The organism is Neptuniibacter caesariensis, assembly GCF_000153345.1.
Classification (GTDB): Bacteria; Pseudomonadota; Gammaproteobacteria; order Pseudomonadales; family Balneatricaceae; genus Neptuniibacter; species Neptuniibacter caesariensis.
The window spans coordinates 47,030-67,698 of the sequence record NZ_CH724127.1; the positions used below are offsets into that span (position 1 = coordinate 47,030).

At 46.7% G+C, this 20,669-nt stretch carries 19 protein-coding genes; 4 read left to right on the plus strand and 15 right to left on the minus strand.

Features of this window, described 5'->3' with window-relative positions; genetic code table 11:
- Positions 1–266: 266 nt before the first annotated feature.
- The 9 genes from MED92_RS14045 to cysM form a co-directional block, all read right to left on the minus strand.
- Positions 267–1,499 carry a DEAD/DEAH box helicase gene (locus tag MED92_RS14045; RefSeq protein ID WP_007022227.1) on the minus strand — a complete coding sequence of 411 codons (1,233 nt, stop codon included), beginning with the start codon at positions 1,497–1,499 and terminating at the stop codon, positions 267–269.
- A 41-nt stretch (positions 1,500–1,540) separates the two neighbouring features.
- The gene (gene rlmB, locus MED92_RS14050) at positions 1,541–2,278 is read right to left on the minus strand and encodes a 23S rRNA (guanosine(2251)-2'-O)-methyltransferase RlmB (protein ID WP_007022228.1); all 738 of its coding nucleotides are present in this window, start codon (positions 2,276–2,278) and stop codon (positions 1,541–1,543) included.
- Positions 2,279–3,289, minus strand: a complete 1,011-nt coding sequence (gene hemH, locus MED92_RS14055; protein WP_007022229.1) for a ferrochelatase — start codon at positions 3,287–3,289, stop codon at positions 2,279–2,281.
- Positions 3,290–3,426: 137 nt separating this feature from the next.
- A complete protein-coding gene (gene adk / locus MED92_RS14060) occupies positions 3,427–4,086 on the minus strand; it encodes an adenylate kinase (protein WP_007022230.1) in 660 nt (219 codons plus the stop codon).
- Between the two features lie 319 nt (positions 4,087–4,405).
- Entirely contained in the window at positions 4,406–7,015 is a 2,610-nt protein-coding gene (ppc, locus tag MED92_RS14065) for a phosphoenolpyruvate carboxylase (protein WP_007022231.1), read from the minus strand.
- A gap of 164 nt (positions 7,016–7,179) precedes the next feature.
- A complete protein-coding gene (locus MED92_RS14070) occupies positions 7,180–7,563 on the minus strand; it encodes a hypothetical protein (RefSeq protein ID WP_007022232.1) in 384 nt (127 codons plus the stop codon).
- A complete protein-coding gene (gene mazG, locus MED92_RS14075; RefSeq protein ID WP_007022233.1) occupies positions 7,564–8,382 on the minus strand; it encodes a nucleoside triphosphate pyrophosphohydrolase in 819 nt (272 codons plus the stop codon).
- 17 nt (positions 8,383–8,399) lie between these two features.
- On the minus strand, positions 8,400–10,664 hold the full coding sequence (gene relA / locus MED92_RS14080) for a GTP diphosphokinase (RefSeq protein ID WP_007022234.1): 2,265 nt from the start codon (positions 10,662–10,664) through the stop codon (positions 8,400–8,402).
- Positions 10,665–10,948: 284 nt separating this feature from the next.
- A complete protein-coding gene (gene cysM / locus MED92_RS14085) occupies positions 10,949–11,848 on the minus strand; it encodes a cysteine synthase CysM (RefSeq protein ID WP_007022235.1) in 900 nt (299 codons plus the stop codon).
- Positions 11,849–12,088: 240 nt separating this feature from the next.
- Here cysM and MED92_RS14090 point away from each other — a divergent pair, with 240 nt between their 5' ends.
- Together MED92_RS14090 and MED92_RS14095 are read left to right on the plus strand one after the other, a co-directional pair.
- On the plus strand, positions 12,089–12,670 hold the full coding sequence (locus MED92_RS14090; protein ID WP_007022236.1) for a LysE family translocator: 582 nt from the start codon (positions 12,089–12,091) through the stop codon (positions 12,668–12,670).
- A 7-nt stretch (positions 12,671–12,677) separates the two neighbouring features.
- A complete protein-coding gene (locus tag MED92_RS14095; RefSeq protein ID WP_238321521.1) occupies positions 12,678–13,502 on the plus strand; it encodes an AraC family transcriptional regulator in 825 nt (274 codons plus the stop codon).
- Here MED92_RS14095 and MED92_RS14100 read toward each other — a convergent pair.
- The gene (locus MED92_RS14100) at positions 13,499–14,719 is read right to left on the minus strand and encodes a bifunctional alpha/beta hydrolase/OsmC family protein (protein ID WP_007022238.1); all 1,221 of its coding nucleotides are present in this window, start codon (positions 14,717–14,719) and stop codon (positions 13,499–13,501) included. The two genes, MED92_RS14095 and MED92_RS14100, sit on opposite strands and share 4 nt — an antisense overlap.
- 459 nt (positions 14,720–15,178) lie before the next feature.
- On the opposite strand from MED92_RS14100, the gene MED92_RS14105 reads away from it, so the two are divergent.
- Both MED92_RS14105 and MED92_RS14110 read left to right on the plus strand, forming a co-directional pair.
- Positions 15,179–15,946, plus strand: a complete 768-nt coding sequence (locus MED92_RS14105) for a class II aldolase/adducin family protein (RefSeq protein ID WP_007022240.1) — start codon at positions 15,179–15,181, stop codon at positions 15,944–15,946.
- 31 nt (positions 15,947–15,977) lie between these two features.
- Positions 15,978–17,153 (plus strand): mandelate racemase/muconate lactonizing enzyme family protein, encoded by a 1,176-nt coding sequence (locus MED92_RS14110; protein WP_007022241.1) that lies wholly within the window; start codon positions 15,978–15,980, stop codon positions 17,151–17,153.
- Between the two features lie 43 nt (positions 17,154–17,196).
- On the opposite strand, the gene MED92_RS14115 is transcribed toward MED92_RS14110, so the two are convergent.
- The 5 genes from MED92_RS14115 to recO are packed head-to-tail and all read right to left on the minus strand — an operon-like array spanning position 17,197 to position 20,665.
- Positions 17,197–18,048: an amidohydrolase family protein gene (locus tag MED92_RS14115; RefSeq protein WP_007022242.1), complete on the minus strand. Its 852-nt coding sequence runs from the start codon at positions 18,046–18,048 to the stop codon at positions 17,197–17,199.
- Positions 18,049–18,083: 35 nt separating this feature from the next.
- The gene (locus MED92_RS14120) at positions 18,084–18,812 is read right to left on the minus strand and encodes an SDR family NAD(P)-dependent oxidoreductase (protein WP_007022243.1); all 729 of its coding nucleotides are present in this window, start codon (positions 18,810–18,812) and stop codon (positions 18,084–18,086) included.
- Between the two features lie 11 nt (positions 18,813–18,823).
- Positions 18,824–19,195, minus strand: a complete 372-nt coding sequence (gene acpS / locus MED92_RS14125; protein WP_007022244.1) for a holo-ACP synthase — start codon at positions 19,193–19,195, stop codon at positions 18,824–18,826.
- Positions 19,192–19,962 (minus strand): pyridoxine 5'-phosphate synthase, encoded by a 771-nt coding sequence (gene pdxJ / locus MED92_RS14130; RefSeq protein WP_202899590.1) that lies wholly within the window; start codon positions 19,960–19,962, stop codon positions 19,192–19,194. Before pdxJ ends, acpS begins: the two co-directional genes overlap by 4 nt.
- A 13-nt stretch (positions 19,963–19,975) precedes the next feature.
- The gene (gene recO, locus MED92_RS14135) at positions 19,976–20,665 is read right to left on the minus strand and encodes a DNA repair protein RecO (RefSeq protein ID WP_007022246.1); all 690 of its coding nucleotides are present in this window, start codon (positions 20,663–20,665) and stop codon (positions 19,976–19,978) included.
- Between the last annotated feature and the right edge of the window lie 4 nt (positions 20,666–20,669).

The following is a 20,669-nucleotide window of genomic DNA, read 5'->3' on the forward strand; positions in this document are numbered from 1 at the left end:
TCTCCGCGTGCCCATCCAGGTTAATGCACTGTGCAATTTGCTTTTCGCTGATGCTCGACTGAACAATTGCGTTTAAAACATAGCACTAAACAGCCATGTAATCCCAGTAAAAGAATTAACTAAAATGCAAATGGGTAAGGGAATTTATGAAGGGAAACTAAATACAGCCCAGCGGGAAGACTGACTGCTGAGGATGAATGAAATCAGGAAAATAGTGAGCTGCAAGTATCATCTCCAGCTCACTAAATAATAATTTTTAGGCGGGTTTATTTCTTTTTCTTAACAGCTTTAGTTTTAGCTGTTTTCTTTTTAACGGTCTTCTTTTTTGATCCAGCTGCCTTGCCGGACGCCTTAACTTTTTTTGGGCCTTTATAATTAGCGATTAACCCTGATATTTCAGACTTGCGAAAACGGGTTTTCAAATACCGCTCAATTGAAGACATCAGATTCCATTCTGCAGGCGAGATTAAAGACACCGCTTTACCCGATGCACCACCACGACCTGTGCGCCCTATTCTGTGAATATACAGATCACCTTTACGTGGTATCTCGGTATTAATGACTAGATCAACACCTTCAATGTCCAAACCTCTTGCCGCAAGGTCAGTCGTTACCAAAATCTTTGTTGTGCCCTTACGAAACCCTTCGATAGTAGCAAAGCGTCCTTTTTGCTGGACATCACCGTGCAGTAAAGCCGCCTTGAACTTATGGTAGCGAATAAAACCATCCAGACGCCGAGCTTCGGTTTTGCTATTACAAAACACAACAGCTTTATCGTAACTCTCATTTTCCAATAACCAACACAGTTGCTTATCCTTTAGCGTCTGATCATCAGAAAGAATAATTCTTTGCTCAATATTCGCTTCAACTTCACGCTTTTGGCCAACTCTGACCCACTCAGGCTCTTGTAAGATCCGCTCAGCTAATTTCCTGACCGAGGTAGGTAAAGTTGCAGAAACTAAAAGCGTCTGACGCGCTTCAGGACAAAGTGTCAGTATCTGATCAAGTGCCTCTTTGAAGCCTGTTTCCAGAATGCGATCAGCCTCATCCAAAACCAAGAGGTCCAGACTGTCCAACTCAATGGAGCGATTTTCTAAGTGAGGAATGAGTCGACCGGGGGTCGCCACAACCAGATCAGCACGCGCCAGTTGTTTCTCTTGTTTTTTGAAGTCCTCTCCACCAACAATGGCAACAGCATTGAGATCCAGACCCGCTGCTAGCTTGTCGAAAAAACTGGCAATCTGCTCGGCAAGCTCTCTTACAGGGACAAGCACGATAGCTTTAGGTTGCCTGGTCGGAGATTTCCCAGCACTCAGTTCTTGTATCACAGGGATAAGATAAGCAGCCGTCTTACCCGATCCCGTTGGAGAACTGATCAACAAATCAGCCCCCTCAAGCGCTAAAGGAATCGCCTGCTGCTGGACCTCAGTTGCTGATAACAGCTCCGAACTCTTTAGATTCTCTTCAAGTTGGGGATGAAAAGCGATATCAGCAAGCATAAAAAATTCTCAATAATAGGGTGAAGGTCAGGAATCTATAATCAGTCGCGCTGACGTACCGCTTCAAAAAGACAGATACCTGTGGCAACGGATACATTCAGACTTGAAACTTCTCCGGCCATCGGTATTTTTACCAGTTGATCACAATGTTCTCTGGTTAAACGTCGCATCCCCTGGCCTTCAGCTCCCATAATTAAAGCCATAGGCCCCTTCAGGTTTGCCTGATAGATATCCAGATCGGTTTCACCCGCAGTACCGGTTGTCCATACACCTCGCTCTTGCAAAGACTTAAGAGTACGCGCCAGGTTAGTCACCAGAACATAAGGCACCGACTCAGCCGCACCGCAAGCAACCTTTGCCGCAGTAGCATTCAACGGAGCTGATTTATCTTTTGGAGCAACCACCGCCTGAACGCCTGCAGCATCCGCAGTTCGCAAGCAGGCACCCAAATTATGTGGGTCTGTCACACCATCCAGGATTAAAAGAAATGGAGGTTCTTCCAACTGATCAAGAAGTTTATCCAGATACTGCTCATTATAAGTCTGGATAGGTTTACACAGTGCCACCACCCCTTGATGAACGGCTCCTTTTACCAATTCCTCAAGCTCACGTTTAGAAACCTGCTCGATCCGAATTCGAAGATCCAGAGCAGTATCAATTAAACGCTGCATCTTCGCATCCTGACGCCCCTTCATAATCAAAATCTTATGAATGCGTTGTGCGTCACGTTTCAGTGCGGTATTAACGGCATGAATACCAAACAGAGGTTCAAACTGCATTTAACGTACTCCTACCCAGTCACCTGCCTGCTCACGGACTAACGATGCCAATAACTCAATAAAGCCATCATTTGCATTAAGCGCGGGAATATAGTCATAAGACTCCCCACCAGCATCCATGAAGACTTCACGGTTCTCTTCAGCAATCTCTTCCAGTGTTTCAAGACAGTCTGCTGAGAAAGCCGGGCAAGCAATTTGAAGTTTTTTAACACCTTGTTCGGGCAACTTCTCAAGGGTTTTATCTGTGTAAGGCTGTAACCATTCGGCAGGCCCAAAACGCGATTGAAAAGTGGTCATCCACTCAGTATCGGCTAAACCGAGCTTTTCAGCCAAAAGCTCAGAGGTTTTATGACACTGCAAAGGATAAGGATCCCCCTTATCAGCATACTCTTTGGGTATCCCGTGATAGGAAAGAATCAGCTTATCAACAGATTCATTCTCCGCCCGGAAATTAGCGACCTGATTCGCCAGCGCTTCCACATATTTCGGATGATCGTAATAAGAATTTACAATACGGACATCAAGCACACGACGTTGTTGTAGCTGAAATTTCGCTACCTGATCGTAAACAGGAGCAGTCGTCGTAGCGGAGTACTGCGGATACATAGGGATTAAAAGCACTTTCTCATACCCAGTATCCGATAGTTTATGAAGCAGCGGCGTTAAGCCTGGTTTGCCATAGGTCATCGCTGCGAAAACGTCAGGGGAATGCTCACCATGGTGAGACTGAAGCACAAGCTGAAGCTCACTGACTTGTTTATCAAGAATGATCCTCATTGGGGAGTCCTCCTCCCAGATACTGGCGTAGGCTTTAGCTACTTTGCCTGGCCGCACATTCAGGATGATTCCGTTCAAAACAGAAAGCCACAACAGACGACGTAGCCCTTTGCCCTCAACGACACGATCATCAGAGAGAAACTCCTTAAGATAACGCCTTACTGCACCTTTTTCGGCTTTATCCGGTGTTCCCAGATTAACTAATACAACGGCAGTTTTGGATGGCTGAGTCATTCAGAGGATTCCTTCTTGGCAAGGGGAGCAATTATCGCGAAACTGGGGTCAAAAGCCCAGCGCTAGCTGAGATTCGGGCACAAAAAAACCGTACCCCGGCAGGGTACGGTTTTTTTTCAATCCTGGATCAGGAAAAATTAAGCGTTTTCCAGACCTGCAAATACCGCATCGCGAATATCTTCGACAGAACCTACGCCAGGTACATAAACGTAAGAAGGTGCAGCAGCTGCATCTTCTTCAGCCCAGCCCTTGTAGTAAGTAATCAGAGGAGCTGTCTGGTCATGGTAAACTTTCAGACGGTCACGTACGGTATCTTCAGCATCATCAGCGCGCTGAACCAGATCTTCACCCGTCACATCATCCTTACCTTCAACTTTAGGCGGATTGAATACAACGTGGTAAGTACGGCCAGAACCTGGGTGCACACGGCGGCCTGCCATACGCTTAACAATCTCTTCATCCGCTACATCGATCTCAGCAACCGCATCGATCTTTACACCTGCATCTTTCAGCGCATCTGCCTGAGGAATCGTACGTGGGAAACCATCAAACAGGAAACCATTTGCACAATCTGCTTCAGCAATACGCTCTTTTACCAGACCGATGATAATGTCATCGGAAACCAACTGGCCCGCATCCATAACTTCTTTTGCTTTTACGCCCAGCGGGGTACCCGCTTTTACCGCGGCACGCAGCATATCGCCAGTAGAGATCTGTGGAATGTTGTACTTTTCACAAATGTACTGTGCCTGAGTACCTTTACCTGCGCCTGGTGCGCCCAGAAGGATAATACGCATACAGGAGACTCCTAACTTAGTAAGTTTATAATTTTAAAAATATTGGTGCTTTGCTGACGTTTAATTCCATCAGCACCGCTGAATTCTTGTCATAAATAAAAAGCTAATGCCGGACGATACCATGCCCCCTTAGCCGAACAATTCGACATTAGGACTACCATAGGTCAACTAAAGTCCGGTGGCTGGACCACTGAAATGCCACCAAAGAGGGGATCGGAGAGGTCTTACCTTTCGTTTGTTCCAAGGAGACTACGCCATCTGGCAACTGCAATTCAACCCTTTATTGCTGCATTGCAGTACCAGATGAATCATTCTCAAGCTAACCGGTATTGCGCATCCCTGCCGATATACCTGCCATTGTAACCATTAATGCCTGCTCTAAGCGCTGATCAGGTTGATTTCGATCCCGGTTTAATAACTCCGCCTGTAAGAAGTGCAGAGGGTCTATATAAGGATTACGCACATCGATCGACTGACGTATCACCGGATTACCCTGTAACAAACCGTCCTGTTCTTTAATCAGGTTGATAACATCCACAATATCCCCCAGACGATTACGCAGACTTGAGCCTAAAATCCCCAGTTCCTGAGAGACAAGCCGTTCATCATAATAGGCTGAAATATTACGATCACTTTTTGCCAGAACCATCTCTAGCATATCGATAGTAGATCTGAAAAACGGCCACTGCTGGTACATCTGTTTAATCAGAACCGCACTGCTTCCTTCCATCGCACTACAGAGTGCTTTATCACTACCCAGCCAAGCAGGCAGCATAAGTCGAATCTGGGTCCAGGCAAATATCCACGGAATTGCTCGCAGGCTTTCAACCCCTCCATCTTGCCGACGCTTAGCAGGTCGCGAACCTAAGGGAAGCTTGGCCAGTTCCTGCTCAGGTGTTGCGGCTCGGAAGTAAGGTACAAACATGGGATCTTCGCGGACGATAGCGCGATACTCAGCAAGGCTGACTTTAGTAATGCTTTCCATCTGCTCACGCCAGGCTTCTTCAGGGCCGGGTGATGGATCCAGAGTTGCCTCCAATACAGCTCCCGTACACAGCTCCAGATTTCGCACAGCCAAATCCGGCATGCCGTATTTAAAGCGAATCATCTCTCCTTGTTCAGTTAAACGCAGACTACGATCAACGGATCCAGGAGGCTGGGCCAGGATTGCCGTGTGACTTGGACCACCGCCTCGACCGACAGTACCACCACGCCCATGAAACAGGGTCAGATGCACATCATGCTCTTTACAGAGCGCTGTCAGACCCTCCTGAGCTTTATATTGGCCCCAGGCGGCAGCCAGCTGCCCTGCATCTTTTGAAGAGTCAGAGTAACCAATCATTACTTCCTGATGACCCTGAGTGTAGGCTTTGTACCAATCCACACTGAGCAGCGCATCGATACAATCCCGGGCATTTTCAAGATCATTAAGGGTTTCAAACAGAGGCGCTACACGCATGTTGTGGCTGATACCCATCTCGCGAAGCAGCAGAATTACCGCCAGCACATCGGAAGGGTGGCTAGCCATCGAGATAACATAAGAACCTAATGCACTTTTCTCAGCTTTAGCGACCACCTCGCAGGTATCCAGAACTTCCTGAACTTCTTCAGAGGGCACCCACTCATTGGGCAGCAGAGGACGCTTGCTCTGCAGCTCTTTGAGCAAAAAGCTCTGCCTCCCCTCCTCGGTCCAGCCATTGTATGAGCCAAGACCATAGAACTGGGATAACTCTTCAAATACCTGGGCATGACGATCGGAACTCTGACGGATATCGAGTTTAACCAACGTCAAACCAAAGCAGGCGATACGACGAATAATATCTTCCAGGGCGCTTTCAGCGATAATCCCCATTCCACAAGCTTGCAGGGAGCGATAACAAAGTTGCAGCGGTTCTAATAACTCCTCTTCATGCACATAGATATCGCAGTCCTGCTCAACCTGGCCATTTAACTGGCGAGCAACCCAGTTTTTGGTCGCCAGAAGTTTTTCCCGCACCTCGCCTAGCAGCGCGCGATAAGGTTCGGATACCTCCCCAACGTGATCACGTAGTTCTTTACTCGCCTGATACATGGAAAGCTCAGCTCGCAGTGCATCGACATCTTTGAGGTACAGATCAGCCGCCATCCAGCGTGAAAGTAACAAAACCTCTTCTGTGACCTTAGCTTTTACATTTGGGTTTCCATCTCTGTCCCCACCCATCCAGGAGGCGAAACGGATGGGTGAACAACTTAGAGGAAGGCGCTCGCCTAAGGTTTCATCCAGCTGAGCATCCAGGCGGCGAAGGAATTTCGGCACAGCGGTCCATAAAGAATTTTCAATGACAGCAAATCCCCACTTGGCTTCATCCACCGGCGTCGGTCTTTGCTTACGAATTTCATCGGTATGCCAGATCTGCCGAATTAACTCATCCAACCGTATCTGCGCTTCACTGTCACCTCGATCCAGCCGCCGTAGGCAATCTGCAATATCATCATATTTCTGAATCAATGTGCGTCGGTTGACTTCGGTTGGATGAGCAGTGAGTACCAAATCGATCTGGGTCTCAGATAAGGTGTCTGCAACCTGCTTCGGGGTAAATCCCTTCTTTCTTAATTGGGCAAACAGAGTACAAAGCGAATCAGGGGTACATACGTCGGTTACTTCTAGATGGCGGCGAACACGGTGATGCTCTTCGGCAATATTGGCGAGATTTAGAAATTGATTAAAGGCCCGGGCTAGCGGAAGTACATCATCGTCCCCCAGATCTATAAGCGCCTGAAGTAGCTGTTCATGTTCAGGTTGCTCTTCCGTACGGCCCTCTTTGGCCAGTTTGCGTACGGATTCAATCTTACTCAGAAATGCCTCACCCAGGTCAGACTTAATGGTCTCGCCCAAACTGGTCCCCAGCATTCGAACATCATCGCGTAAAGCTTCGTGCAGATCGGTCATACATCCCTCCTGACTCAGTAAATCGCAATCCGACAATATCGGTTTCTTTCGATGCTACCTGATATATTTTCAGAAAAACACTGTATTTTCAGGCGACTATAGTCGCCTTAAACCAAGGAATTAAGGGTATTTACTGAGCCCGAGAAAGGGAGGATAAAGAGGGACTATCTTAATTTGCTTTGTAGTAATTTAAACTTATCTTGCGCGATCCACTCATCTTCATATACAACAGTTTCCTGATCTGTTGTCGTATTTTGGAGAGAAATCTCTATACGGTGGTTCATCTCAACTTGAGCATTACTATCGTATTTGTACTCAAGGTTCCGAACCTGTTGAAGCTCATAGACCCTATAGCTAGTTGGTCCGACTAACGCTAGAAGACGATTTTCTTCATCAAGCAAAAGCTTAGGGTTGCCTTTTAAGTCAGTTGAGATAATAAACCCTGACGCTTGAAGCTTTTTTAACTGTTTAGCACTCTGCTGCCAGCTCCAAAATCCAAGTCCCGCAATAACCACAAACGCGATAACAATCCAGTGTATTCCCGACATTTAAAGCCCCTTCTCTTTGGCCTCATCCCAAAAGCTATCCAGCTCCTGAAGCGTAAATTGATTCCAGGGCCTGCCAGAAGCCAAGACCCTATCCTCGACATGATTAAAACGCCGCTCAAACTTTTGATTCGTTCCACGTACAGCATCTTCAGGGTTCACGCCCAGATGACGGGCCAAATTAACCTGCGCAAAGATCATATCACCCATTTCATCTGCGATAGCTTCTTTATCACCTGCGGCTATAGCTTCACGGAGCTCGGCTAATTCCTCTTCCATCTTGTCCAGAACCGCTTCAGCTTCGTTCCAGTCAAACCCGACTTGAGCAGCTCTTTTCTGTAACTTAACTGCACGAGAAAGCCCAGGTAACGCACGCGGGACATCATCCAAAACACGACTGATTCCCCTGGTTTCTTTCGCATTGCGCTCCTGTAGCTTAATCGCTTCCCAGTTACGCTTTATCTCCTCTTCTGAAATTGGCGTCTCAGAACGGTCAGATTGTAATGAACCATCAGGGAAAACATGAGGGTGGCGACGAACCAACTTTTCAACCAGATTAGAAACAATTGTAGAGAAATCAAAACGTTCTTTTTCTGAGCCCATCTGTGCATAGAAGATCACTTGGAAAAGCAGATCACCCAGCTCATCGTTCAGATGCTCCCAATCTTCTCGGGCAATCGCATCAGCCACTTCATAAGCTTCTTCAAGCGTATGAGGAACAATTGAAGCAAAATCCTGCTTCACATCCCAAGGGCACCCCAATTCAGGATCCCGAAGGCGTCCCATCAGGTAAAGCAGGTCTTCAATCGTGTACTTTTGCATACTTGCCTCAAGGCGGCTTATAGGTTCACGCCACTACGTTGACGATGTACTTCCATTACATTTGGAACCTGATTGATCTTATCCATGATTCGCCCCAACAGGTCGAGGCTAGAGATCTCAACGGTTAGCGTCAACCGAGCAATATTCTCTTTCTTATCAGACAGTGAATTAGCTGCAATAATGTTCAAGTCCTCGGCAGCCATTACCAGCATCACATCACGCAATAGACCTGAGCGGTCAAAGGCTTCAATGTAGATATCCACTGGATAAGTGCTTTCACCGGCTTCGCCCCAATCAACCTCAATAATGCGTTCAGGTTCATGCTCCTGGAGCTGCACCATATTAATGCAGTCTTCACGGTGAACAGAGACACCACGCCCCTGCGTGATGTAACCAGAAATCGGGTCACCCAATACAGGCTTACAACAGCTCGCCATAGTCGTTAGCAGGTTACCTACACCACGGATGCGTACCCCTTCAGGTTGGGTCTCTTTAGTTGGTGAAGTAGAAGGAAGCTCCAGATCGAGCTGCTCTTCATGCTCACTCATTAACTGGCGCTGTGCTGCATTGATAATCTGGGAAAGGCGTAAGTCACCTGCACCTAAAGCAGCGTACATATCCTCAGTGGTTTTGTAGTTAACCTCTTCACTGATCCTGTCAAAGTCCAGCTCATCAAGCTCAATAGCCAACCGACGGAACTCTTTAAGAACAATGTTTTTACCTGCGTCTGCATTCTGCTCTTTTGCTTGCAGCTTAAACCAGTGTGCAACCTTCGCTCTAGCTCGGGGGGTATTAACAAAACCTAAGTTGCTATTTAACCAATCACGGCGAGGACGCTCTTCCCCCCCGGTCATCACTTCCACCTGATCCCCCGTCTGCAAACGGCGGTTCAGCGGTACGATACGACCATTGATCTTCGCCCCACGGCAACGGTGACCAATTTCGGTGTGAACCCGGTAAGCAAAATCAACGGGGGTCGAGCCTTTCGGCATATCGATAACATGACCATCAGGAGTGAATATATAGAGGCGATCCTGAACCACATCACCACGCAACATTTCACCAAAGCCTTCGCTCTCACCAAGATCATCATGCCATTCCAGAACCTGACGTAACCAGGCAATTTTGTCTTCGTAGGCGTCACTTTTCGAACGAGTGTCAGTGCCTTTATAAAGATGGTGAGCACATACTCCGAGCTCGGCTTCTTCGTGCATGTCGTAGGTACGAATCTGAATTTCGAGTACCTTGCCCTCAGGACCAAACACAGCCGTATGCAGCGACCGATATCCGTTAGGCTTCGGAGACGCGACATAATCATCAAATTCATGGGGAATATTTCGCCACAAGCTATGGACGATACCTAAGACGGCATAACAATCACGGCTATGGGGAACCAGGATGCGCACCGCTCGAACATCATAAACCTGACTAAACTCGATATTCTTGCGCTGCATCTTACGCCAGATGCTGTAGATATGCTTAGCACGACCGCTCACATCACCATCGATGTTAACCCCTTCAAGCTCACTCTCAAGGCGAAGTACCACCCGGTCGATATACTCCTGACGGTCCAGCCGCTTTTCATCAAGCAACTGAGCAATGTGCTTATAGTCATTCGGTTTCAGGTAACGGAAGGAAAGGTCTTCAAGCTCCCACTTGATATGCCCAATACCTAATCGATGCGCAAGGGGCGCATAGATATCGAAAACTTCACGAGCAACAAGGTAACGTTTACGTCTGCTTCCGTCCTTTACCCCACGGATAGCACAGGTTCGCTCCGCGATTTTGATCAATGCAACACGAACATCATCGATCATCGCCACCAGCATTTTACGAACATTGTCCATCTGGGTGGTATCGCTGCCTAGAACACTATCGTCAATTCTAGGGTTCTTCCGACTTCCGATAGCAGCCATTTGCAGAACACCCATGATCATCTGGGCGATAGACTTTCCGAACTGTTTACGAACACGTTCGATAGGAATCTTTCTTTCACGTACACCGCGATAAAGAATTGCCGCGATCAGGGTTTCCTGATCGGAGTGGAGGTCGGCCAGGATCTGAGCCATCTCAAGACCTGTCCTATAACTATTGTGAGAGTTTTCAGCCCAGACATCATCAGTACCATCGGTATTATCTTGAGCATGTTTCGCCATTTCACAGGCTCTGCGAACCTCTTCAATATCTTCGACCTCAGTCAAATCCTGAAGATGTTCAAGCCAAATACTCAGATCGATGCTGCCATCTTCGCGGACAGGCTGATCCTGACGAACCTTAACCATGTTGGACTACCACTCCCAAAAACTAATTCTCACCGAAACTACGGCTCTTCTTATTGTTATATGCACAAGAGATATGGGCTTTGCTCCATTTTTCAACCTGAGAACTCAGTAGCCTGAGAACAACTCTCATCTCTTGCGGCGCACTATTTTATTCCTTCACGAAGCAAAGCGCGAATATCTTTGCATTTTCGATGCCACACAATCACTTACATCAACAACCGTGGATAATTTTAGGCCAGATACAAAAAAAGCCCCATTGGGGCTTTTCTATATATTCACCAGAATTAGTTCTGATTAAACACGCCTGTGGACAGGTAACGGTCGCCACGATCACAGATAATGCAAACGATAACCGCATTTTCTACCTCTTCAGCTAAGCGTAAGGCTCCAGCTACGGACCCTCCGGAAGAAACACCACAGAAAATACCCTCTTCCTGTGCCAAAGCACGCATCGTATTCTCAGCATCATCCTGATTAATATCTAAAATGCGGTCCACTCGGTTCTCATCGAATATTTTAGGGAGATATTCTTGTGGCCAGCGACGAATCCCCGGTATTTGAGCACCTTCGCTAGGTTGCAGGCCTACAATCTGCACATCCGGGTTTTGCTCTTTAAGGAAGCGCGAAGTGCCCATAATAGTGCCTGTGGTCCCCATCGAACTTACAAAGTGAGTTACTTTGCCTTGGGTCTGTTCCCAGATTTCAGGCCCAGTTCCACAATAGTGAGCCTCTGGGTTATCCATATTGGAAAATTGATCCAGTACGATCCCTTCACCACGCTCCTGCATCGCCAAGGCCAGATCACGCGCACCTTCCATACCTTCTTCTTTAGTGACTGGAATTAGCTCAGCACCATAAGCAGTCATCGAAGCCTTACGCTCCTCGCTGCTATTGTCAGGCATGATCAGTTTCATCTTGTAGCCTTTAATGGCTGCTGCCATCGCCAAAGCGATCCCGGTATTCCCAGAAGTAGCCTCTATCAAAGTATCACCAGGCTTTATTTGCCCACGATCCTCAGCTCGCTGGATCATACTCAATGCAGGGCGGTCTTTTACCGATCCGGCCGGATTGTTCCCTTCCAGTTTACAGAGAATAATATTGCCATTGGCCTGACCGATACGTTGCAAACGTACAAGCGGCGTTTTGCCAACATAATCTTCGATGGTCGGGAAGTAAGTGCTCATAGGAAAATCACCATTTGAAGGGAGAAACTAACAATTAGCTATAAGAAGTATAGCTTTTATACCCTATAAAAAGACTCGGAATTTTACCGATGGTTCCCCTAAAGCACAAGAAAACTGCTGTTTAAGCGTTAATCTCAATAAGGCACAGCAATTTTGTTCAATAAAGTCATTTGCCATCTAAGTCATAGTGCACTCATTCTTTTTCGTAGTGAGCACTGTATGACGACTATAATCTTCTCAATGTCTGTTTTTGCCCTGGTCGGCGCAATCACCCCAGGTCCGGTCAACATTATAGCCACCAGCTCTGGAGCCACTTTTGGTTTTCTACGCACCATCCCACACGTGCTGGGGGCAACCGTTTCCTATACATTAATTGTTTATCTAGTCGGAACTGGGTTGCATCAGTTATTACAAAACGTCCCTGCTTTCACAGAGACATTACGCTATCTGGGTAGCGCATTTTTACTCTATATGGCCTACAAGATTGCCACCGCAAACAGCGCTAGCAACTCTTCTGAATCGAGCTCTATACCTCCCAGTTTTATAGAAGGCGCCTTATGTCAGAGCTTAAACCCAAAGGCCTGGCTGGTTTCCATGTCCGGGGTTAGTGTTTTTGTTCTCAGCCAAAGCAGCACTGATTTTTATCTGCTGGCTTATTGCCTGATCTCTTTTGTATTATGCTTTATTGGAGTCGCTACTTGGGCGGTTGCTGGGCATATGATCAAAAATTATCTACAAAGACCCGGGCGACAAAAGCGTTTTAACCAAGTAATGGGCGGCCTTCTCTGCTTAACGGTTGTATCAATATTTATCAACGGATAGGAGTAAAATGATGGCTCAGAACAAAACCATCTTTTTAGCCCGAAGCCAGACACTACCTTTTGTTGAGATAAAATCGGCCAACCGATCAGCCGCTTGTTATCACACCCACTCCCATGATGAGTTTTCTTTTGGCGTCATCGATACGGGTTGCGCCGATTATTGTAATCTTAACCAGCGCAATCACATTGGTAGCGGAACAACCGTAACCATTAATCCAGGTGACGCCCACTCTTGTAACCCGGATCAGGGAGAATGGTCTTATCGCATGCTATTTGTCGATACTGATTGGATCGGTCAGCTGCAACAAGAGCTTTTTGAATGTCAGGGGATCGATTACCTGCCTTTCCCTGAGCTCTATGATAATCACTCTTTAAGCTTCCAGCGTTTCAATAAACTCTATCAGGCATTGCTCGCCCCAGATTCGGCTTTGCAAGCAGAAACCTATCTGATTGAGTTTTTAAAAAGCCATTTTGCGAAAGGTTTCAAACTCTCTATAGATAAAGATAAAAGAGACAATTTTCATATTCGCCGCGTTCAGGAACTCATCATGGACCAGTTAGATAGCAACTGGTCACTTGATGAGTTTAGCGAAGAATCCGGGTTAAGCCGCTACCATCTGATCCGTAGTTTTAAAGACCGCTATGGTCAGTCACCCCATGCTTATCAACTGGATCAGCGCATCAAGAAAGCCAAGGCACTCTTACAAGATGGAGCCAGCCTGGCTGATACAGCACTACAGCTTGGCTTTTCTGACCAGAGCCACTTTCAGCGTAATTTCAAAAAGCGGGTCGCGCTGACCCCTAAGCAATACCAATCTTTTTTTAATGCTTAATCACCCACCAGCGCTGTCACGATATTAATCTTTCCCTCCAGTGTTTTATGCACTGGGCATTTATCTGCAATTTCTAACAGCTTTTGGCGCTCATCATCAGAAAGCTGACCAACAAGCGTTATTTTTCTGACAAACTGATCAACTTTACCAATACTCTGCTCACAGGTAGAGCAATCCTGAGCGTGAATCTTATCGTGACTTACATCGACCTGAACATGCTCTAGCGCTATCTGCTTGCGCCGCGCATACATCCTGATCGTCATTGATGTGCAAGCTCCCAGCCCCGCCGCTACCAATTGATAGGGGGTAGGGCCTAAATAATGGCCTCCATATCCTGCGGGTTCATCAGCGATCAGATGGTGCCCCGCAGCACTAATATCCTGGGTAAAACTATCTGGATCCGCTTCACTTACCCGGGTTATGCCTTCCGGGGCGTCCATCTGTTTAGGTAACAACGACACATCAATATACCGTTGTGCCCAGGTCGAGATCAGCTCAGCCGCATATTCTGCATCCTCTGCACGACTTAACAGGTGGTCTGCATTGTCCAGCGTAATAAAGCTCTTGGGATGTTTTGCCATCTGGAAGAGTTCAGCAGCATTCTCTATCACTACGGTCTCATCCAAGGGGGCATGCAATACCAGCAACGCTTTTTTCAAATGCCCCACACTCTCACTGAGCGAGACAGCGGAAATATCATCAATAAACTGGCGTTTTATGGTGAAATCTCGCCCACCTAAAGTCACCTCAGCCTGACCTTCGCTGCAGATAGCCCCCACATGATGACCAAAATTATGCAGCACATGCTCAGGCTCAGCCGGTGCGCCAATGGTAACAACCGCCTTGGTCTCAGGGATATGTGGTGATGCTGCTAACACAGCAGCTCCGCCTAGTGAATGGCCAATAATAAGCTGCGGAGCTCTATAGCGCTGTCGAAGTACATCTGCAGCAAGAATCAGATCCTGCACGTTTGAGCTAAACCCTGTATTCGCAAACTCCCCTTTGGAATGCCCGAGCCCGGTAAAATCAAAACGCAATACCGCGATGCCCAAAGACGCCAGCCTCTGAGCAATTCTTCTGGCGGCGGGGATATCTTTTGAACAAGTAAAACAATGAGCTAAAAGAGCAAAAGCTGCCGGCTTACCAACAGGTAGGTCCAGCCTTGCCGCCAATACTGATCCATCATGACCATTAAATTCCAACCTTTCGGTATGCATTTGCTTCTCCTGCTCCAGTTTATTCGTAATACCTTCAGTATCTTTCAGACATTGCTTGTAAAACTAATGACTTATCACTATCGCCAGAATAGACAGAACTTATGACAATAAAAAAGGGCTGTCAGTTCATGACAACCCTCTTTAACGATGGAAAATATAGCTACCCCGTGTTTGAGTCAGCTAAAAAACGACCAGGTGTTAAATGACCATCGGCAGGAACATAAGCCCTAAAAAAGCAGCCGCAGCCAAGGTAATGAGAGGAAACTCTAATGATGATTTATCAAAGTTATTATGCATAACATTGCTCCCTACTTGATTTTGAGAACAATTATCATTAATAAAAAGCCAAATGTAAATAGTTCTTATTAACGGAACTTAAAATCTAGATCAGATCAACGATTCACCGGTAAATCACTGTATAATGCAGCTATCCGGGAACAAGCTCCTAATGGAAATACTATGTTTGAATTACCTCACATCGATTTAAAAAATAAGGTATCAGCTGAAGAGTGGCAGGTTCGCGTTGACCTGGCTGCTTGTTATAGACTGGTAGAGTTTTTTGGCTGGGGAGATCTTATCTATACCCATATTTCTGCCAAGGTGCCTGGTACTGAGCACTACCTTGTCAATGCATTCGGATTAACCTTTGATGAGGTCACCGCTTCTAACCTGGTTAAAGTCGACCTGCAGGGGAATATTCAGGACGAGACGCCTTTTGATATCAACCCTGCCGGCTTTACTATTCATAGTGCTGTTCATGAAGTACGTAAAGATGCACACTGTGTCTTGCACCTACACACCAATGAGACCATTGCGGTCTCAACATTGAAAGAAGGCTTACTCCCTCTCTCGCAATACTCATGCTTTTCTTTAAACTCAATAGCACATCATGGCTATGAAGGCCTGGCAGTTAATCATGAAGAGAAAGCGCGTCTCAAAGAAGATTTGGGCACCAATAATCATCTACTGCTTCCAAATCATGGTGCCTTAACGGTGGGACCAACTGTAGGCGATGCCTTTATGCGCATGTATGACCTGCAAAGAGCTTGCGAGATTCAATTGATGATTCAATCTACTGGCCAGGAAGCGATTCAAGTGGATCCGAAAATTGTCGAAGGGATTTCCAAGCAGGCTAATGTTGTACACTCGGGATCCACCGGAGGTCAGAAATCATGGCCAGCTATGCTGCGCAAAGCTTATCGTTTAGATCCAGGCTTTGCTGAATAACCTAAAAAACAGAGAAGAATAAGGTTAAAAAATGAAAATTAATCGCGTCGAGATTTTCGATATCCACTGCCCTGACCGTCCCGTTTGGAATCCGGTATTTGTTCGAATCCATACCGACGAGGGGATTAGCGGAGTTGGTGAAGCCGGTCTTGCTTACGATCTTGGACATAGTGCAGCTGCCAACATGGTCAAAGAGTTTGCAGAAGAGATGCTGATCGGCCGTGATCCTTTCCAGACAGAAGACCTTTGGAATCTGATGTTACGTGGTAGCTTCTGGGGACTTGGTGGTGGACCGATCATTTATGCCGCAATGAGTGCGATTGATACCGCTCTATGGGACATCAAAGGAAAGGCTCTGGGCTTACCCGTTTACCAACTATTGGGCGGTAAAGTTAACGATAAGCTTCGCACCTATGCAAGCCAGCTACAGTTCGACTGGGATGCAGAATTTGCTGCGCTTACGGATCCAGAGGACTATGCAAAAGCCGCTGAAAAAGCGTTGGCTGAGGGATACGATGCGGTAAAAGTCGATCCAATCATGTACAACGAGAAAGGCGAGACGTTCTTCGACCGGACTAAGCTTTTCACCAATAAAGAGATGAAGATGTTCCGTGATCGTCTAATGGCGATCCGCGACGCGATGGGAGAAGATGGCGATATTATCTTTGAATGCCATAGCCTTCCGGGAGCTTCCACAGCCATTCAGCTCGGAGAACTGGTAGAAGAAGCGCGCTGCATGTACTTTGAAGAACCGGTTAACTACCTCAATTCAGAGCTGCATAAACGCGTTGCTGATAAGGTTAATGTCCCTATTGCAGGCGGCGAGCGTCTTTATAACCGTTGGAATGTTCGTCCGTATCTTGAAGACCAGAGCCTTGACGTACTGCAGCCTGATATCGGCTTATGTGGTGGTTTTACTGAAACCAAAAAAGTTTGTGACTATGCCGATATCTATGATGTCCGCATTCAGGCGCATGTTTGTGGCGGTCCAGTGGCAACCGCAGCGGCTTTGCATCTGGAAACAGCTATTCCAAACTTCCTGATCCACGAACATCACACTTATGCTATCAAACAGTGGAACCGCGAACTCTGCATACAGGACCCGCAACCTGTAGACGGCTTCTTCCAGGTTTCTGAAGAACCAGGCATCGGTATCGAGTTAAACGATGAAGTGGTGATGCGTTCGCCGCGTATCGAAGTTAAGTAATAGCAAAACGAAAAATAAAAAAAGGCTCCGACTGGAGCCTTTTTTATACAACGGGTATTTGATAGATCCGTACCGCATTATCGTAGCAAAGCATGTCCTTCTCAAAACCTTTCCACTTCATCTCTTTTAGATTTCGTTTCCAGAAATCAGCGTAACTTAGCGAAAGCTCCGAAACAGGGAAATTACTGGCCAGCATCACTCTCGTCAAACCAAACTGTCGGATAGCAAAGCTAATTAAAGGCTTAACCGCTGAAACCTCCCAGTCTCGTTTAAACATCTCCCAACCCGAGCATTTAATATAGCATTCAGGATGGTGAGCTAGCTGAGTAATTGAGTTCATCCACTCTTCGGTAAGGAACACAGGCGAACCTGTATGATTCACAACGACCTTTAAATCCGGAAGTGTAGTCATCAGATCAGACAATAGGTTCACAGCGTTTGTATCTGCTAAAGGCAGCTGAGCTTCAAAGATCAGCCCCATACTTTCAAGCTTTGCCAGGTTCTCTTTAAACTGCGGGTTGGCCAAAACAGCTTCGGCTTGCTCATCAAGAATAAAGCGAACACCTACCACGGAAGGGTGTTCAGCCAACCTCTGAAGCTGACTTTCAGCTTCAGAAGAGGTCAAATCTGCATAGGCTATTGAGCGGAAAGGCTTTGTACAGTGATCTTCAAGCCAGGCGATCTCGCGTTCCGGATTAGCATTATCAAAACCTGCCTCTATATGGACGAATCCGGCAAGCTCAGCAACCTCACCAAGCAGAAGATCCTGTTCGAGATAGCTACGCCTGATTTTATCTTTATCTGGCCATTCAGGAGCTTGTTCTGGATTTAGCCAATCATAATTCCCCGCATCGAGATTAAATAGATGAATATGTGGGTCGACTACTTTACTCATAAACTGACTCTTTCATCCTGTTTGGCCGGTAAAAGCTATTGGGCGGTATAGCCACCATCTATAACCTGAAGACTGCCGGTAATAAACCTGGCGTCATCTCCAGCAAGCAGTGCAACCAAAGCGGCAACCTCATCAGGTTGCCCTAATCGCCCAATAGGCTGTAGTGCAGCTTCTTCCTTATGCACTTCGACTTTATCGCTTCCACTGCGCTCACAATAACGATCTATCGCCTGATGATAAAGTGGGGTTTCGATGGTTCCTGGGCATACTGCATTAGCCCGTATACCGTACTCAGCATAATCCAAAGCTGTCGTTTTAGCCATGGACGCCAGTGCGGCCTTGCTCATGTTATAAGCAAAGGAATTACGCTTCGCAATAATTGATTGATCAGAGCCCATCAGAATAATTGACCCAGCCAACTGTTGCCGCATCACAGGCAAAACAGCCTGTAAAAGGTAGTAAGCCCCTTTCACATTGATTGATAAAACACGATCAAGTTCTTCTTCAGAAGTCGTTTCGATATTGCCCGAAAAATGGATACCCGCATTCGAGACAAGTACATCTATCCTACCGGCTTCTGAAAGAACTCGAGCAACCGCAGTAGCAATATGTTCTGCACTTGTCACATCACAATGAATATATTCGCCCGTCGCAGAAGAATGTAGATCAAGGTTGAAAACACGGTACCCTTTAGATGTGAGAAGTTTAACTACGGCTTCTCCAATCCCTGCTGAACCACCTGTTACGACACAAACTTTAGCCATTAGTAATTACCTTACTGAGCAACCGCAAATGCAACAACATACTCTTTCTCATCACTGTAGCTTAAGTGAATGGAAGCAATACCTAGTGCTTCGGCTTTTTCCAAAGCCCCGGAGTTGAGCTTTACTTCCGGTTTACCACTCGCCTCTTTAGCTATCTCAATATGTTGCCAACCGACGCCTCGCCCGATTCCGGTACCCAGCGCCTTCACTATCGCCTCTTTGGCAGAGAAGCGTTTAGCAAGAAAGCGCGCTCGATCTGTTGTTTTTTCAAACAGGGCAAGCTCTGCAGATGTGAGGATACGCTCAGCTAAACGAGGCGTTCGCTGCAATGATGTAGCCATCCGGCTAATCTGCAATATATCGGTGCCAATGCCTTTAATCATTCACTTAATGCGTCACGTTTAGCCTGTACACGGGACTGAGCAAGCATCATCTGCTGCTTCATTTCTGAAACCGCTTCTTTCAACCCAACAAACAATGCTCTTGCAATGATTCCATGACCAATATTTAGTTCATTCATTTCTGGAATTTCGGCAATCTGCTCAACATTATGATAATGAAGACCATGCCCAGCATTGACTATCAGGCCTTTCTGATAAGCGTAGGCAGCCGCTTCACGTATACGTGTTAATTCCGCCTTCTGCTCTTCAGCGCTTTCGGCTTCAGCATAAGCTCCCGTGTGTAACTCGATCACTGGAGCACCACAACGAATTGTGGCATCAATTTGCTGAAAATCAGGATCGATAAACAGAGAAACTTCAATCCCTGCATTTGACAGGCGGTTACAGGCTTCTTGAATTCGTGCTTCCTGCCCAGCTACATCCAAGCCACCCTCTGTGGTTAGCTCTTCTCTCTTCTCTGGTACAAGGCAACAGTGAGCAGGCTTTACGTCTTCAGCAATGGCAATCATTTCGTCGGTAACTGCCATTTCAAAATTCATGCGCGTTTGTAATGTTTCTTTTAACAAATACACATCACGATCCTGAATGTGACGACGATCTTCACGCAAATGAATCGTTATGCCATCAGCACCTGCCTCTTCAGCCAGCGCCGCAGCCTGAACAGTATCAGGATAGCGGGTACCACGAGCTTGTCTGATAGTTGCCACATGATCAATGTTAACACCCAATAGTAAACGTGACGGTTCTATCACTCTTAACTCCTTACAATCTTTGAAAAAGTTCACGACTACGCAATGGCTTATGACCCAGAATATGGTCAATCAATAGCCTCATAAGTCGTTTCGCTGCGCGCTTTACCTGTACGTCAGTATAATCATCTGCGGCTATTGCCGATAGTTGCCACCCATAAAAATAACGGCGCTTATCCGCTTCATTGATCTGTTCGATTATGGAAAAGCCTTCATCCATATCAATACGATAAATACGGTTCTGATCTTTACCTGTTAGCTCAGGAAGGTGCCCTAGCTCATCAAGCAATCTATGCTCAAATGTTCTTAGTGCGCCTTCAACGTCATCGCCTGCGACTAGTTCGTTTAGCGCGTATTGATAATATACGTAGAGTTTCGGATGAGGATCAAAAGGGAGTAACAACCGTTCTAACAGCTCATTTAGGTATAACCCGCAAAGCAATGCATCTCCTTTCAAAAAAAGCATTGCGGCAGCAGGCTCCGCCTGAGTTACGGTTTTCAGATCATTTCGTCCACGCCAGGAAAGCTGGACCGGGACAAAGGGTTGAACTGACGCACGAAGCTTTGAATTGGGCCGGCGAGCACCTTGAACAACAGCAGAAACTTTTCCATGTTCAAGAGTGAAGAAATCGACGAGAAGACTAGTATCCCGGTAGGGCCGGCCATGGAGGACATAACCGGCTTGCTGATCAGTTACAGCCATATGA

Bases quoted from the DNA above. Each gene is read 5' to 3' on its own strand.
- MED92_RS14070 (WP_007022232.1), bottom strand. From the start codon at position 7,563: ATGTCGGGAATACACTGGATTGTTATCGCGTTTGTGGTTATTGCGGGA.
- MED92_RS14100 (WP_007022238.1), bottom strand. From the start codon at position 14,719: ATGCATACCGAAAGGTTGGAATTTAATGGTCATGATGGATCAGTATTG.
- MED92_RS14115 (WP_007022242.1), bottom strand. From the start codon at position 18,048: ATGAGTAAAGTAGTCGACCCACATATTCATCTATTTAATCTCGATGCG.
- MED92_RS14090 (WP_007022236.1), top strand. From the start codon at position 12,089: ATGTCTGTTTTTGCCCTGGTCGGCGCAATCACCCCAGGTCCGGTCAAC.
- MED92_RS14120 (WP_007022243.1), bottom strand. From the start codon at position 18,812: ATGGCTAAAGTTTGTGTCGTAACAGGTGGTTCAGCAGGGATTGGAGAA.
- MED92_RS14105 (WP_007022240.1), top strand. From the start codon at position 15,179: ATGTTTGAATTACCTCACATCGATTTAAAAAATAAGGTATCAGCTGAA.
- MED92_RS14095 (WP_238321521.1), top strand. From the start codon at position 12,678: ATGATGGCTCAGAACAAAACCATCTTTTTAGCCCGAAGCCAGACACTA.
- mazG (WP_007022233.1), bottom strand. From the start codon at position 8,382: ATGCAAAAGTACACGATTGAAGACCTGCTTTACCTGATGGGACGCCTT.
- acpS (WP_007022244.1), bottom strand. From the start codon at position 19,195: ATGATTAAAGGCATTGGCACCGATATATTGCAGATTAGCCGGATGGCT.
- MED92_RS14045 (WP_007022227.1), bottom strand. From the start codon at position 1,499: ATGCTTGCTGATATCGCTTTTCATCCCCAACTTGAAGAGAATCTAAAG.
- adk (WP_007022230.1), bottom strand. From the start codon at position 4,086: ATGCGTATTATCCTTCTGGGCGCACCAGGCGCAGGTAAAGGTACTCAG.
- hemH (WP_007022229.1), bottom strand. From the start codon at position 3,289: ATGACTCAGCCATCCAAAACTGCCGTTGTATTAGTTAATCTGGGAACA.
- ppc (WP_007022231.1), bottom strand. From the start codon at position 7,015: ATGACCGATCTGCACGAAGCTTTACGCGATGATGTTCGAATGCTGGGG.
- MED92_RS14110 (WP_007022241.1), top strand. From the start codon at position 15,978: ATGAAAATTAATCGCGTCGAGATTTTCGATATCCACTGCCCTGACCGT.
- recO (WP_007022246.1), bottom strand. From the start codon at position 20,665: ATGGCTGTAACTGATCAGCAAGCCGGTTATGTCCTCCATGGCCGGCCC.
- relA (WP_007022234.1), bottom strand. From the start codon at position 10,664: ATGGTTAAGGTTCGTCAGGATCAGCCTGTCCGCGAAGATGGCAGCATC.
- rlmB (WP_007022228.1), bottom strand. From the start codon at position 2,278: ATGCAGTTTGAACCTCTGTTTGGTATTCATGCCGTTAATACCGCACTG.
- cysM (WP_007022235.1), bottom strand. From the start codon at position 11,848: ATGAGCACTTACTTCCCGACCATCGAAGATTATGTTGGCAAAACGCCG.